General features: G+C 43.9%; 11 protein-coding genes. 2 read left to right on the forward strand and 9 right to left on the reverse strand.

From position 1 onward, the window contains the following. Positions 1 to 3 precede the first annotated feature (3 nt). The 6 genes from I2432_RS07740 to I2432_RS07765 form a co-directional block, all read right to left on the reverse strand. Positions 4 to 1,488: a response regulator transcription factor gene (locus tag I2432_RS07740; RefSeq protein ID WP_206158708.1), complete on the reverse strand. Its 1,485-nt coding sequence runs from the start codon at positions 1,486 to 1,488 to the stop codon at positions 4 to 6. Further along, positions 1,488 to 3,212 carry a sensor histidine kinase gene (locus I2432_RS07745; RefSeq protein WP_206158709.1) on the reverse strand — a complete coding sequence of 575 codons (1,725 nt, stop codon included), beginning with the start codon at positions 3,210 to 3,212 and terminating at the stop codon, positions 1,488 to 1,490. Before I2432_RS07745 ends, I2432_RS07740 begins: the two co-directional genes overlap by 1 nt. After that, positions 3,202 to 3,807: a YesL family protein gene (locus I2432_RS07750; RefSeq protein ID WP_206158710.1), complete on the reverse strand. Its 606-nt coding sequence runs from the start codon at positions 3,805 to 3,807 to the stop codon at positions 3,202 to 3,204. Before I2432_RS07750 ends, I2432_RS07745 begins: the two co-directional genes overlap by 11 nt. A 347-nt stretch (positions 3,808 to 4,154) precedes the next feature. Next, a complete protein-coding gene (locus I2432_RS07755) occupies positions 4,155 to 5,600 on the reverse strand; it encodes an ABC transporter substrate-binding protein (RefSeq protein WP_111710727.1) in 1,446 nt (481 codons plus the stop codon). 83 nt (positions 5,601 to 5,683) lie between these two features. Further along, a complete protein-coding gene (locus tag I2432_RS07760; protein WP_165619207.1) occupies positions 5,684 to 6,610 on the reverse strand; it encodes a carbohydrate ABC transporter permease in 927 nt (308 codons plus the stop codon). A gap of 9 nt (positions 6,611 to 6,619) precedes the next feature. Next, positions 6,620 to 7,570, reverse strand: coding sequence for an ABC transporter permease (locus I2432_RS07765; protein WP_042671048.1), 951 nt, complete (start codon positions 7,568 to 7,570; stop codon positions 6,620 to 6,622). A gap of 211 nt (positions 7,571 to 7,781) precedes the next feature. Here I2432_RS07765 and I2432_RS07770 point away from each other — a divergent pair, with 211 nt between their 5' ends. Together I2432_RS07770 and I2432_RS07775 are read left to right on the forward strand one after the other, a co-directional pair. After that, positions 7,782 to 8,675 carry an ROK family protein gene (locus I2432_RS07770; RefSeq protein WP_206158711.1) on the forward strand — a complete coding sequence of 298 codons (894 nt, stop codon included), beginning with the start codon at positions 7,782 to 7,784 and terminating at the stop codon, positions 8,673 to 8,675. Then, positions 8,663 to 10,837, forward strand: a complete 2,175-nt coding sequence (locus I2432_RS07775) for a GH92 family glycosyl hydrolase (protein WP_206158712.1) — start codon at positions 8,663 to 8,665, stop codon at positions 10,835 to 10,837. The genes I2432_RS07770 and I2432_RS07775 overlap by 13 nt, the downstream gene beginning before the upstream one ends. 319 nt (positions 10,838 to 11,156) lie before the next feature. Here I2432_RS07775 and I2432_RS07780 read toward each other — a convergent pair whose 3' ends face one another. The 3 genes from I2432_RS07780 to I2432_RS07790 are packed head-to-tail and all read right to left on the reverse strand — an operon-like array spanning position 11,157 to position 15,341. Continuing rightward, positions 11,157 to 12,548 carry a glycoside hydrolase family 1 protein gene (locus tag I2432_RS07780; RefSeq protein ID WP_206158713.1) on the reverse strand — a complete coding sequence of 464 codons (1,392 nt, stop codon included), beginning with the start codon at positions 12,546 to 12,548 and terminating at the stop codon, positions 11,157 to 11,159. Positions 12,549 to 12,573: 25 nt separating this feature from the next. Continuing rightward, a complete protein-coding gene (locus tag I2432_RS07785) occupies positions 12,574 to 14,268 on the reverse strand; it encodes a beta-N-acetylglucosaminidase domain-containing protein (RefSeq protein WP_206158714.1) in 1,695 nt (564 codons plus the stop codon). 14 nt (positions 14,269 to 14,282) lie between these two features. Further along, positions 14,283 to 15,341: a GntR family transcriptional regulator gene (locus I2432_RS07790; protein ID WP_037579350.1), complete on the reverse strand. Its 1,059-nt coding sequence runs from the start codon at positions 15,339 to 15,341 to the stop codon at positions 14,283 to 14,285. Positions 15,342 to 15,370: the final 29 nt, after the last annotated feature.

Consider the following 15,370-nt stretch of genomic DNA (forward strand, 5'->3'; position numbering starts at 1 on the left):
TTCTTAATAGCTTCCTTTTATAGCTTGATAATTATCTTTATAACGGTCTCTAAACTCCTTGGGCGATAAACCATTTAATTTTTTGAACATTTTTATGAAATAATGGTTGGTATTATAGCCTGTCTCATAGGCAATTTCGTTAATCGATCTATTGGTGTAAAGCAGCAATTGCTGTGCCTTTTGGATCCTCACCTGATTGAGGTATTGGGAAAAACTACACTCTGTTTCATTTTTAAAGCATTGTCCCAAATAAACCCCATTGATATGCAAGCGATCTGACACAGCCTTGAGGGTTAATTCCTGAGAGTATTCCTCCTGAATACAGGTAATGGCTTCACTGACCAGATCAGAATAGCGCTTTTGGGGCTGATTGCTTTTGCTTGTCAGCTCAAGCACCTTTTTTAAGGCTGATAAGATCTGATCAATGGACTGACTATCGTGAATAGTCTTGACCATCGATAGGTAGGTCATTCGATCTAAAATCGGAAATTGACGGTAAATATCTGAAAACAAGAGAAAAGAGACATGCTTGACATCTTCAGGAGAGAAGCTTAGCTCTGTCATTTCCTCAAAGATTGCCTGTAATTTGGAAACAATAGTTGGCTCGTCCCCAATCATCAAGGCCTTATTAAAGGAAAAAAACTGCAACCGCGATTCCGGCAGCTCAATTTTAGCATTGGTCTTAGCAGCTACCTGAGACACCTCGCTGTTGTAAAAAAGGCTCCTTCTGACCTGATTATAGCTTTCATACACATTTTCCCAATCAACAACCGTTTCTCCTAGAATGATCTGGTTGATGGTATTGTAAAATCGCTCCTGAAGCGTATTAGTAAAGCGCTTAGCCTGATGGCTCTGTCCTAATAGAATGACTAGATAGACCTTCTTTTGCTCTGCCTTTTTTAAGTAAAAGGGCTGCTTGGAGGCCTCAAAAAAGGCTTCTAAGGCAGGGCTAAAAGCCTTGCAATCCACATACAACACCGTAAAGCCTAAAAGCTCAGCCTCGGGTTGCTCCTGCGTTAGTTGAAAAAACTCTTTCTCACTCAATTCATCAGCAAGCCAGAGATTGATCAAGCCCTCACGATAAGCAGCCTGACGCAAAGAAGCTGCCCTCTGCTCATCAAGCCATTCCTTAAAATAGAGCATTTTAGCTACCAGCTCTTTTTTATCAACTGGCTTTAGGAGGTAGCCCTTAGTCTCTAGCTCCATAGCCCTTTGCACATAGGAAAATTCCTGATAGCCTGATAAAATCAAGGTCTGCAAATGCGGCAATACATCTCTTGCTGCCTCAATCAATTCCAGGCCTGTCATACCAGGCATATTGACATCTGAAATCATGACATCTACAGCGCAGTCATCTAGGTAAGCTAAGGCTTCTTTGGCTGACCTTGCCGTTGCCACAACCTCAAAACCAAGCGCCTGCCAGTCAATAATCACCTTTAGGCCCTGTAAAATCATGTATTCGTCATCAACTAATAAGACCTTGTACATTAAGCTTCCTTTCTAATTCTGATCTGAATCCTAAAGCCGCCAGTCGGTGCCTGAGACATGGACCAAGTCACCCTGTCTCGATATTGGTGAAATAGGCGCATGTAAACATTTTGCAGGCCAATAGAGCTATTACCCGTTGCTTGAGGGACCTGTAAGCCCTCCTCAATAGCCATTAAGCGTTCAGAGCTAATGCCCTTGCCATTATCAAGCACCTGAATCAAAATACTGTCCCCCTCATCTAGCGCCTTGATGCTAAGGGCGTTATCATAGCGGCTGTAATCAATCCCATGCACAAAATAATTTTCCACCAAGGGCTGAATGATAAACTTAGGCATTTCCACATCAGCCACGACAGGATCAAGCTTGACATGGTAGGCAAAGCTATCTGGATAGCGCATTTGATACAGGTAGATGTACTTTTCACAAAAAGCCAGCTCTTCTTTTAGAGTGGTTACCTTATCCTGGCTGATGTTATTTCGAAGTAAAGCAGCAAAAGCATAAATCACATCTGCCAATTCCTCCTGCTGACAGCTAAGCGCATACATGCGAATATATTCTAGAGTGTTATACAAAAAATGAGGGTTAATTTGTGATTGCAGGGCACGCATCTGGGCATCTCTTTGCTCAACCTCAAGGACATAGATTTCTTGGATATAGGCATTGATATTGCCAAGCATTTGATTGATCGCCTCAGAAATGTGATACAGCTCTAATTCCATATGACTGTTGTCAATCCTTAACGACAAATCACCAGCTGCAACCATTTCAATAGTATCTGTAATCTCAGAGACCTGTCGGATATAATTGCGAAATACCCTGAAAAGGAGCTGTAGCAATAACCAAGCTAGCAATAACGAGCCAAGGCCATACAGGAGCATTGTACGCACAGCCTCTTCCATAAAATAAGACCTTTTGACCGCCACATAGGCCAGCAAGTCTCCTGAGCGATTGTATTGAATATGATAGCTCTTGCTGAGAGCTGTCAAATCAATAGCCTGATCCGCCTTTAGCGCCTTTTTAAGACCTGCCTCAAGCTCAGGAAAGGCCACACCTCCTTGGTGAAAGAGCTCTCTGCCATAGTAATCAAAGGCAAAGGTCGCTAAGTATTTATGCTGCTCAGGCTGTAATATCGTACCTGGATCTGTAAAATGCAAATAGAGCTGTCCTGTGACGTCACCCGACTCAGGGTGGCGAATGGACCTCACTAAATAATTGCCCTTTAGTGTCTGGGGCTTACCAAATAAAAGCCGTCCTGTCTTAATAGACCTATCAGCATACAAATAAGCTGTGCTATCGTCCAGCATCAGGGTCAGCCCGTCCAAGTCTGGATACAAATCAAAAAGCCTTCTGACCTGCTCTGAAAACAGAGGGGTATTTTTGCCCTCGCCCCAATCCTCAAAGACCCTAGTAAAATACTGATTTGGTGTCAAGAGCATGTACTGATAGAGATTATGATAATCCTCTGGACGTCCTACTAACTGCTCCAGCACACGCAGGGTAATATAGTTTTGGGACTGTAGCTTTGTTAAGGTCTCATCTAACCGCATTTGCATTTGATTGTCAACCATTTGGTAGGTATTTCGAATCGAATAGGTGCTTAGACCAACCGCACTTAAGCTAAAGAGAGCCACGATAAACAGGCTATATATTTTCATCAAGCGGTTAATTAAAAAGCCCTGCTTAATATGCTCCATCAAGAACCGCTTTAAAGATTTACTTGTCATCAATGACTCCATCTACCATGCGACGATTAGGCTTGGTAGCTATATCCAGCAAAACAACCAGAGCACCAAAGCTAAGAAAAAGGTACAGGCCCTTATACTGCCAAGTAAACCAAGCAACTCCAGCTAAAACCATAAGGGTCAACAAAAACTGCTTGGCATTCAAGAAAATACTGATAAAAGACAGCTTGAGATTCTCCCAAAAAGCAATCTCATAGGTCACTGCATAAAAGGTCATGTAAATCACAATCATCACCAGCCAGACCATGACAAACATGATAATAAAGGATAGGCTAAACCACAGCAGCGATTGAAATTGAATGGCCAAGTACAGGCTCGTATTCAGCAATAATAGCAATAATCCAAAGAAGAAAAAGCTGAGATTGGCCTCTTTGAAGACCCGACGCCATATCTGAAAGGCCCGCTTGAGCGAATAATGTTTCTCCTGCTGACTGGTCTCCAAAAACAAGGTAACAACGGTCTGCCAAGCTGGCCCCACTCCAAAAATCACAGCTCCACATAAGGAAAGCAAATGAAATATAAGGGTTAGCTGCATCATTTTCCAGATGAGAAAGCAGGCTTTTTCAATTCCTGTCATAAGATTATCCTTTTCTAGTATCCTTTGTAGGACCAATAGCGCCCTAAGAGAAGCAACGATCCCTCAGCCAGATGACTAAGGTCTTAGCTGTCATGATGATAAGATGAGATACTTCTAATATAGCATATTTTACTCTAATTGTGACAAAAGCTTAATAAAAAGAGGACAGCCGACTAAGGCTGGTAAAACCTTGTCAGCAAGGGCTTTGGTGGACCAACTGCCTTGCAAGCAGGCTCTGGCTTTTTTCTAAGAGAGGCCTTATCTGTCAGCTCTTGTATGCCTGCTTGAGCTAAAAAGAACTGAGGCTGTCCCCAGTTCTTACCACCTTGCAAGGAAAGTCCATTGCCTTATTTATTTTTGGTAACAAAGTCGTCCAATTGCTTTTGCACTTCCTTTTGAACCTTGTCCCAACCAGCGTCCTTAAGGTCTGAAAGAAGTTTTGGAAGAGCTTCATCAGGGTCTACTGTACCAGTATTGATACTAGCTTTATAACGGTTCATCACGTTTGAGATATTTGATAGCTCCGTTTTGATTGCCTTGGTATCTACCGTAAAGCCTAGGATCGGAGATTCTTTAGCGTCTTTGATTGATTGGTCACGCTTGGCAATCATATCATCTGTGATGGATTCCTGAGTGTAGAGGATCTTGTTGTTACCAGTATTCCAAGCACCCATGTGCATTTTGGGTTGGTAGCCATCAAGCAGCTTGATTTTCTTGTCGCCAACCTTTTCCCAGGCCTTGCCTTCAACACCATAAACAAGACCATTTAGCAATTCCGGGTCGCTGTTAAGAAGGGAAAGAACTTCAACGGCCTTTTCTTTATTTTTAGACACATTTGACACGACAAAGTTTGCCATTTGGGCCTGTGAGGTTGTTTTAAGAGGCTTAGTCAACGGACGTGACACAATGTCCTTACCAGCAGCATTTGTCAGGATAGTATCGCCATAGTCCATAGGACCTTGGGTTTCTTCACGCATGAACCAGGTGTTGCCTTCAAGCGGGTAGCCCTCTGTATTGGTTGCCGCATCTGTTGGAATCAAGCCTTCCTTGTACCACTTGTGCATCAACCGAAGATTTTGCTTAAACCCTTCGTCATCGTATTGGTTGATGATGGTTGGTTTGCCATCTTCAATCTTAACTGCAAATGGTTGGTTTTTGGTCAATGGGTAATCGTAGTCACCTGACATGCTAAAGACTTGACCAATCGCAAAGGCAGCAGTATTAGGTTCTTTTTCGTGGAATTGTTTCAAGACCTTTTCAGCATCTGCATAGGAATTGATGTTTGAAATGTCAAGACCATATTTGTCTACCAATTCTTTGTTGAAAGACAGCATTTGCTGAGCATAGACGTTAGCATCTACTGGAAAGGCGTAAAGCTTACCGTCAATGGTATTTCCCTTGATATAGGCTGGATCTAGGTTTTTATAGGTTTTCTTAGCGTATTTTGGCATTAGCTTGGTCAAATCAGCAAAGGCACCCTTTTGAGCATTGACCACATAATTGTTGGCAAAGGCAATGTCGTAATTTTCACCTGACGCAATAATGGTACTCATCTTGTCGTCCCAATCACCCCAGCCAATGTATTGCAAATCAAGGGTTGCCCCTGTTTTTTCCTTAATACGTTTATTTGCAATTGTCATCAGCTCATCAAAGTTATCAGGCTTATCTCCCACCTGATACATCAATAGCTTCACCTCACCGTCCTTAGAAGCTGATTTGCTTCCACAGGCTGTCAAGCTAGCAGCTGCAAGCACAGCTCCCGTCACACATAAGATTGTTTGCCACTTTTTCATCAGTAAGCCTCCTAAAATAATTTCTTTTTTTGATAACAGAATCATTGGAACGGTCAGCTGTATGACCTATTCCAAATGGGTGATTATTCCTTAACCCCGCCGATGGTTAGTCCTCCAACAAAGTATTTTTGAAAGAAAGGATAGGTTAGGGCGATCGGCAAAGTTGCAATGACAACAATAGCCATGCGGACAGATTCCTTTGGTAAAGAGGCTAAGCTATCAGATAGCTGGGCACTCATACCAGCATTTTGGGCTAGTGCCTGTATATTGCTTTGAATCTTCATCAAGAGGTATTGCATCGGGTAGAGACTCTCGCTTTGCACATAGAGCAGCGCATTGAACCAATCATTCCAATAGGTTAAGGCTGAGAACAGGCTAATGGTTGCAATCCCAGGAACTGCCAAAGGTAAAACGATTTTCATAAAAATCATCAATTCACCTGCGCCGTCCATACGAGCGGATTCAATAATACTATCAGGAACGGTCTTTTTAAAGAAGGTCCTCATCACCAAAATGCCAAAGGGACCCAGAGCCATCGGTAAAATCAAGGCCCAAATCGTATCCTTTAATTGCAGCAGGTTACTCACCACCAAATAATTGGCTACCATACCCGGTGCAAAAAGCATGGTGATCAAGGCATAGATGGTAAAAAAACGCCTGTAGGGAAAATAAGGTCTTGAGATGGCATAAGCATAGGTTGAGGTCATTGTGGTATTGATAAAGGTTCCTAAAACGGTGATAAATACAGACACCGCAAACGATCTTATGATCCGATGAGACATAGCCCCTTGGAAAATATAATGATAAGCCTTTGTCGACCAAGCAGCTGGGAAAAAGCTATAGCCATGATTGATCAGATAGCTTTCATCTGTGAAGGAAATAATCATCACAAAGATAAAAGGAATGATACAAGAGATGGCAAAAAAGGCGATTAACGCATTAAAAACAACATTGGTTTTTTGATCAAAGGTTCTGACATTAACCTTTTTAACGATTTTCTTTTTCTCCATGTCCTCCTCCTAAAATAAGGCTGCATCGGGATCCATACGACGAACAAAAGCATTGGTGATGAGCAGGATACAGGTTCCGACCACAGATTGATAAAGACTGGCCGCAGAAGCCATACTAATATCACCAGTAGCTGTCAGGGCATTGTAGACATAGGTATCTAAAACACTGGTAACATCGTAAAGAGGACCTGAATTTTTAGGAATCACATAAAACAAGCCAAAGTCAGATTTGAAGATACTCCCAATATTGATAATCAATAAAATAGACATCATCGGCAAAAGCTGTGGAATGGTGATATGTCTAATTTGCTGCCACTTACTGGCACCATCAACCATAGCCGCCTCATAGTAGGTGTCTGATATTCCCTTAACCGATGCGTAATAAATGATACTGTTGTAGCCAAGTCCTTTCCAAACACTCATGAAAAGTAAAATCAAGGGCCACCAGGTTGGATTGGAATACCATTTGATTGGGCTATTGCCACTACCAATGAGCAGTTGATTAATAAAGCCCTTATCCGTATTTAAAAAGGCAGAAACAAAATACTCAATCACAACCCATGATAAGAAATAAGGCAGTAAGGACATGGTATGATAGACCTTAACAGCCTTCTTGTTTCGAAGCTCACTCATGATAATAGCGAAAGCGATGGCAAAAAAGACGTTAAATAGTAAAAAAATAAGATTATAAGCAATGGTATTTCGCGTAATCAACCAAGCATCCTTAGAGGCAAAAAGGTATTTAAAGTTATCTAAGCCAACCCAGGGACTTTCTTTCAGGCTTTCCATAAAACCTCCTGCTGAGTAATGAAAATCCTTAAAAGCCACTACATTAGCTAATACTGGAATATAAAAGAAAAAGATGAACCAGACAAATCCCGGTAATACCATCAGCAACAAAGCGCGGTATTTGATCACATTTTTCCAAAAGGATTTCTTGCTGCTGATCTTTGTCGTCATCTTCCCAACCTCCCTTTGCTTTTCAATTGATGCTTCAAGTATATCAAGCGCTTACACATAGAACAAGCAACAAATTATAGGTTTGATAACACAAATTATAGGTATCATAGCACAAAATATAGGAATGCCGAGAAAGCCTTTTCAAGCACTTTGAAATCTGTCATACTAAGGGTAGCTAATTGGTAATATACCTGTTATAGGAGGAATTACAATGACCTTATTATGTATCGACATAGGCGGCACCAGCATCAAATTTGCTATTTGTCACAAGGGCAGGCTAAAAAAGCAAAGCAGTCGCCCAACTCCCCAAAGCCTAGAGGACTTTTACCATATGCTTGACGAGCGACTGGCTTACTACCGCACAGAAAAGCTCTCAGGAATTGCCATTAGCTCCCCTGGAGCTGTCAATAAAAAGACTGGCAGCATTGAAGGCGCAAGTGCTCTGCCTTATATTCATGGCTTTCCGATTCAGCAATGCCTTGAGGAGCGACTAGGTCTGCCGGTTTCGATTGAAAATGATGCCAACTGTGCTGCTCTTGCCGAATCTGCTCTAGGTGCAGGACAAGGTGCTAGCAGCCTTGCCATGCTGGTACTTGGCACCGGCGTTGGAGGCAGTCTAGTGATTAATGGCAGGTTTCATTACGGTGCCCATTTATTTGGAGGTGAGTTTGGCTTTATGGTCATGAATGAGCGTTATCAAACCTTCAGCGAATTAGGCACTGTGGTCAATATGGCCAAGCGCTATAGTCAGATCATAAATGATGGTAAAAGCTACACCGGTAAGGAGGTCTTAGAGCTAGCTGATCAAGGAGATCCTGTGGCCCTAAAGGAAAGACAGGTCTTTCTTCAAAGTCTGGCAATGGGGGTGTTTAATATCCAGCATGCCTTTGATCCTGAAATGATCCTAATTGGTGGCGGTGTCTCTCAGGCTGACTTTCTTCTTCCTGCCCTTGAGGCTGAGCTGGATAAGCTCTATCAGATAGTCAGCATTTCTGATTTGAGACCGCAGCTTGCTATCTGCCACTTTAAAAACGAGGCCAACCTACTAGGTGCCTCTATTGATTTTATGCAAGAGCATAGAAAGGACGAGATGTGGATCGATTAGACTTCATTGACACCCGCTTTGGAACAACCAATCACTACCATTTTTCACAGGGAAATTGCCTGCCATTGACAGGGGTTCCCTTTGGCATGCATTATCTAAGCGTCGAAACCAGTCAAGATCGAAGGGCTTGGTGGTTTCACCCCGATGATCACAGCTTTTCAGGTATTCGCTTGACACATCAACCCAGCCCTTGGGTCGGTGATTTTGCGACGGTTACTTTTCTTCCAGTCAGCGGACCGCTGACCAAGGGAGATGTGTTTCATAATCAGACCTCCTATCGTCCCAAGGAGGCAGCTTTTCGGCCTCATCTTCTTGAGATTTTTAGCCAGAGACATCGGATTTTGACGCGAGCAACAGCAGCTGCCTACAGCTTTCATTGTGCTTTTTCCTTTGATAATGGCAAAGCAGGCTTGATTATCCATAACCCCGGAAAAAGCTCCTGGCAGGTGACAGCTGATGGTAAAACAATCCTTGGCTGTGTGCAAAACATCACAGACTGTCAGGATAAAGACCTAGCCATGTTTGTTTATCTTCAGTTTAGCAGCCCTGTGCTAAAAAAGCTTATCGGAGAAGACTTAAACTCCAAATCTCTTGATGATTGCAGCAAGACGTCCTTTACCTATCTCCAATTTGCTGATGACCTCAAACATCTTGAGCTTAGGGCGGCTGCTTCTTTTATTAGCTTTGATCAAGCTCAACTCAATTGGCAGAGGGATTTCCCCAGATCATTTGAAAAAAGCCTTGAATACAGCCGCAAGGAGTGGCTCAGCTACCTCAGTCGTATTGACATTAAGGATAAAGACTTTGATAAGGTCAAGGCCTACTACCAGCATTTTTACCGAGCCCTGCTATTTCCCCAAAGATGGTATGAAATCACTGCAACCGGGCAGGCGATTCACTATAATACAACAAGTCAAAGACCTGTTGCTGGAAAATACTATACCAACAATGGCTTTTGGGATACTTATAAATCTGTCTATCCTTTGCTGTCTCTAATTGCACCTGAGATTTATGCTGATATTTTAGAGGGACTCTTGTCAGCTTATCAGGACACCAACTATCTGCCAAAATGGCTGTCTCCAGATGAGCGAGGCCTGATGCCTGGAACCTTGGTTGATGCTGTTATTGCTGATGGAGCTGTCAAAGGCATCAGAAAAGACCTTATGCCTGAGCTTTTAGAGGCCATGCTGGCAACTGCCAATACAGACAGTCAAGGAACAGGCTATGGCCGCAAGGGCAATCAAGACTATCAAGAGCTAGGCTATCTGCCAAATAGCTACCAGGAAAGCGTCAATCAGACTCAAGATTATGCTTATAGTGATTTTTGTATCGGCCAGGTAGCTGCCACCTTAGGCAAGACAGCACTTAGTGACCAATACCACACACGCTCTCTTAATTACCGGCATTTAGTGGATACTGATACTGGCTATCTTAAAAGCAAGGATTCCAAGGGGCAATGGCGATGTGGCTTTAACCCTATCCACTGGGGGCAGGACTACACCGAGGGATCCTATTATCAAAATGGATTTGCCTTTTATCATGATATTCTAGGTTACATTCGACTGATCGGAGGAAACGCCGCCTTTGCCAAAAGACTTGAGGAGCTGTGCAATCATGAGCCTGTGTTTGACGTTCACAGCTATGGCTTTGAAATCCACGAAATGAGTGAGCTAGCCGCACAGGATTTTGGTCAGATTGCTATCTCAAATCAGCCAAGCTTTCACCTCCCCTATCTCTATCACTATATCGGTCAGCCACAATACAGTCAGCTAATCCTTAAAAATCTGCTCAGCCATGCCTTTACCGATACAGGCTACCCAGGAGATGAGGACAATGGCAGTATGAGCGCGTGGTATCTGTTAAATAGCCTTGGTCTTTACCCTGTCACACCAGGAACTGGGCAATACCTGATTGGTATTCCAACTGTAGATCAGGCAACCCTTTATCTGCCAAATGGCAATACTATCCAAATCAGCTGTAGGGGCAATGTCCCTCAATACCAATTTGTCAAAGAGGTCAAGCTCAATCAGGCTAGCTACAACAAGCTCTACATCAATCATGATGATCTGATTCAGGGCTGTCAGCTCGACTTTCAGCTGGGCTTGGTGCCTCCGCTCAAAGACTATTTGCCCGAGGATCTGCCCTATTCCCTAACCCATTAATAGCCAAAAAAGCATGTCATAGCTTGCTGTAAGACAAGTCATGACATGCTTTTAGTTATGTGACTTTAGTCCGTTTCGCTCCGTAGGTACGAAACAATAAATCACCCGTTAGACGGATAGTTATGATGTTAGGAAATCCTCTTTTACACTCCTTTATCGCTATCACTGGTATAGCTCATCAGCAAGCCCTAATACTGGCCAATTACACTAGCAGGTAAAGCCGCTAAAGCTAACAGCTGATCCTCTAACATCTCTCTTAGCTTTCCTAAAAGCAGCTTTAAAGGGGAGGGGCTGGCTTTTGTGGTTTTTTCTTCTGTTCTTAGCCAATACCGTTAGCCTGTGCTACCTTCTGAAACCATTCTCCTGATTTTTTCACACGACGGCACTGCGTGTGATGATTGTTCTCCACCAGACCATAACGATTTTTATAGGCATTTAGCCAAGACCAGCAATCAATAGGTGTCCAGACATGATAACCAAAACAATTGGAGCCTGCTTGAATACCCTTGTGAAGATAGGTCAAGTGTTCTTTTAGAAACTGAATGCGATAGTCGTCCTGAATCTGTCCGCTCTCATCTCGGTAACGGTCCTCTCCTGAAATCCCAACACCATTTTCAGATAAAAACCAGGGGATATTCCCATACTGATCACGCATTTTTAGAGCAATATCATAGACCGCCTCTGGGTAAATCTCCCAGCCCTTATCCACATTCATACGGCGCCCCGGCATCAGATAAGCGTCATAATACCGCTCAGGACTCCATGAGGGGCTGATCACAGGGATCACCGCTGGTGCCTGCACGCGCTTAGGGTGGTAAAAATTAATCCCCACGTAATCAACCTTATAAGTAGCAATAAGAGCCAGCTCCTCTGGTGTGGACTGCCAGAGCACCCCATCTCTTTGTAGTATTGCTACCAGCTCCTTTGGAAAGCTACCGTAAACAGCAGCAGACATAAAGAGGTCATTATTCCACAGCTCTGCAATATGAGCAGCAGCAAGATCAGCCTCTGAATCACTTGCCGGATAGACTGGAGTCAGATTGAGAATAGTACCAATGCGGCCTTCGCTACGTTTCTCATCTAGTGCTCGATAAGCACAGATGACCTTAGCCGTTGCAAGTGCTAGGTTATAAGCCACCTGTACCGCTTTTTTCCCATCGACAATGGCAGGATAGTGGAATTGCATCAGGTATGAGCCCTCCACCACAACCATGGGCTCATTGTGCACAAACCAATCCTTAACGCGATCACCAAACTGCTCAAAGCAGACCTTGGCAAAGGCAACAAACAAATCCACAACATGCTTTGATTCCCAACCGCCATATTTCTGATAAAGAGCAATCGGCAAATCAAAGTGGTGCAAATTGATCACTGGACGTATACCATGCGCCAGACAAGCATTAATCACCCTATTATAGTAAGCAAGCCCTTCTGGATTGATCGTGGCTGCCTCAAAATCATCAATCAAGCGTGTCCACTGGATAGAGGTCCGATAGGAATTGTGCCTCAAAGACGCTAATAAAGCTAGGTCTTGATCATACTGATGAAAAAAATCAGAAGCCGTATCAGGTCCAACATAATCATAAAACAGCTCAGGATTTTGCTCATACCAATAATCAAATAAATTGCGATGCGGCTTTTGAAAGCGGCCTTCACTTTGAGGGCCTGATGTAGCACCTCCCCACCAAAATCCTTCTGGAAACTCTAGCATGTCCACTCCTTTCTCTCCATGCTGATTAAGTGTAATCCTCAGCCCTAGCCTCAGCAACCTGTACCTGATTGCCTAGCCCCCTATCCTCCTGAAGATAGTGCAACTGATAAAAGCGGCTTGGAATGTTGCTTCCAATTCGATGCCTTTGCTCCTGAAGCTCAGCATATTGCTGCTCAAGATCAGGCGCTTGCTCTAAAATAACCCTCCAAAAGCTCTGATCAGCCTTAGCCCGATCAAACCAAGGTGCAATAGCCTGTTGAAACTCAGGAATATCAAGCTTTTTCAGCTTATCCACCAGCTCTACTACCTCAGCTACCCAAGCAGATAAGCTCGCTATGTCCTTACGCACAAGGGCCTCCTCCACCTCAAAGGGGAGGTCTCTGTGCAAATGACGATTGCCATTATGCCAAGCAAAGCGCAAAAGCGCTAAAGCCATTGCCTCATCTCCAGTATAATCTCTCAAGGCCTCTAGCCAAGAATAACTTGGCTGATAACGCTTGGCGTCCCACAGGTAGCGACTCATGTCTATTAAGGTCGGCTTTGATAGCTCCCAGCTAATCATTGGATTAGACACAATTCCCCTGACCTGATAGTCTGGCTGACACAAGAAAGGAGAGCGATTGGCAAATGGGGTCAAAAAGAGCCTCTCAGAATCGTTCTGATAATCATTGACAGGAATATTATCCCAAATGATTATGGGCCGCCGGTAGATGGCTGCCATTGTCTCAATATCTGCCTGAGAAATCTGACTGGCCAGAGTGCTTGGGCCAGTCCAGAAAAAAGCCACCTCAGCAGGAATAGCCTCTGATAACTCTGCTAAATAAAGGGAGTCATGATGATTATCATACTCCGTCGGACAGACAACCAGATCAGGAGCTGCATGCTGCCGCTGTAAAAACTGGTAAACAGCTGTTGCCAAATGTGCTTGGGCATAGGCTGTTTTTTTGAAACGTCTCTCAACTGCCGCCACTATTTGGTAGTCAATATCATCAAGCAACAGGCCAAAATGACAAACACCTAGATCCAGCAATTGCTGCAATTTTTGATAGAGCAGCTGATAGTCCTCTTTCTTGGTGTAGTCAAAATCAAGCCCCGGACTAATCATGTACCAAAAGTCAACCTGTCTTTCCTTGGCAAGCTGGATCAGATCCCTAAAATGAGCCACCCAGTCCTCTGGATAGGGCTCACGCCAGTGGCTGCGCTGATAGTCATCATTTTTAGGGGCATACATGTAGGTATTCATGCCCTTATCAGCAATAAAGCTCAAGCAATCTAAACGCTCCTCACGCGTCCAAGGAGTGCCATAAAAGCCTTCAATCACACCACGCATGTCAAAGGACGGGCAATGCTTGACCGAAACAAGCGGCAAGTAGAGCCTGCCCTCCTTAACAGTCATGACCTTTTCTAAAGCCTCCTGAGCATAGCGAAAGCCTCTTAAATTCTGGCTTTCAATCACAAGCTCCTTATCCTCTGAAATGGTCAGGGTAAAGGCGTCCCTAGCTAAGGTGCGGTTAAAAACGTGCTTAAAGGTTAAGTCAGCAGCTCCGTCCTCAACCCAGTTGATATAGGCTGACGCTGCAAGACTAGGCTTCATAGCTGTTTGATTCTCAAATCGGAAAAAACGACCAACAAAGCGGCAGGAAACAGGGGTGTCAAAAACGAGGTAATCACCTCTGGTTATAACCTCCTGATAGTCCTTGAGGGCTTGATAAATAGACATGGCACTTCTCCTTTTTATGGCATTTCTAGGGACTTTTGACTGCTTTCTCTGATAAAGACCTTAACAGGAAGCTGACAAGATACTGCCTGCTGATCAGACCGGGTCAGCTCCTCTACCAATAGCTGCGCTGCTTGCTGTCCCATCTGGTAAAAATCCTGAGCAGCTGTTGTTAGCTTAGGGCTGATTAACTGAGAGGCTTGGCTGTTATCAAAGCCAACAACAGCTACCTGATCAGGAATAGATAGCCCAGCCTGCTGGATTTTTTGGATCAATTGAATAGCTAGCCAATCATTTTCGACCACTAAGCCAGTCTTTTCAGCTGTAGCACCCGCCAGGTCATCAACCAACCGCTCAAGATAAGCAGCATTGCTTTCTGACTTCAGCTTTGCAAAATAATTAGCCTTAAGCTCTGTTTCAGCCATCGCAGACAAATAGCCCAAATAACGATCTCTAACAGAGGAAATCTCACCAAAGGAGGCTGTTGCCACAAACATGATCCGACGACAATCCTGATCAATCAAATGCTTGGTCAACTCATAGGCTCCGCCCTTATTGTCTGCAACAACCGCCGGAAAGTGAAACAGGTCTAAGGCCTTATCCAAAAGCACCAAGGCAAGCCCACGCTGAGCACAGTAAAACAGGAGCTCAATACTATGATTAACGTCTTCTGGATAATAAATCACACCAGCATAATCAGCTAGCTCCTCCAAGCTTACCGTACTCGTAAGCTGGACCATCAGGCGATAGCCTTTCTCAGCGACAACCGTCATAATCCCCTTGGCATAATCCCCCAGCTCATAGTCAGAGGCAAAGGGTAGGATCAAAAGGATATCCCTACTAGCCTTGGCAGAAATCGCTGGTCCTTCGGTAACAAAGCTGCCCTTACCTCTGCTGCGTGTGATCAAGCCCTCTTGCTCAAGCTCTACTAAGGCTCGCTTAGAGGTAATACGACTAACCGAAAATTGCTCTGATAGGGCCTTTTCTGTTGGCAGGCGGTCACCTACCTGTAATTGCCCTGAATCAATTTGTTGCTTGATAAAATGATATATCTTTTTGTATAGTAATTCAGTCATTTTTTACTCCCTCTAGCAGTATATCATGA

The sequence above is a fragment of the Streptococcus equi subsp. zooepidemicus genome (assembly GCF_015689395.1).
Lineage (GTDB): Bacteria > Bacillota > Bacilli > Lactobacillales > Streptococcaceae > Streptococcus > Streptococcus equi.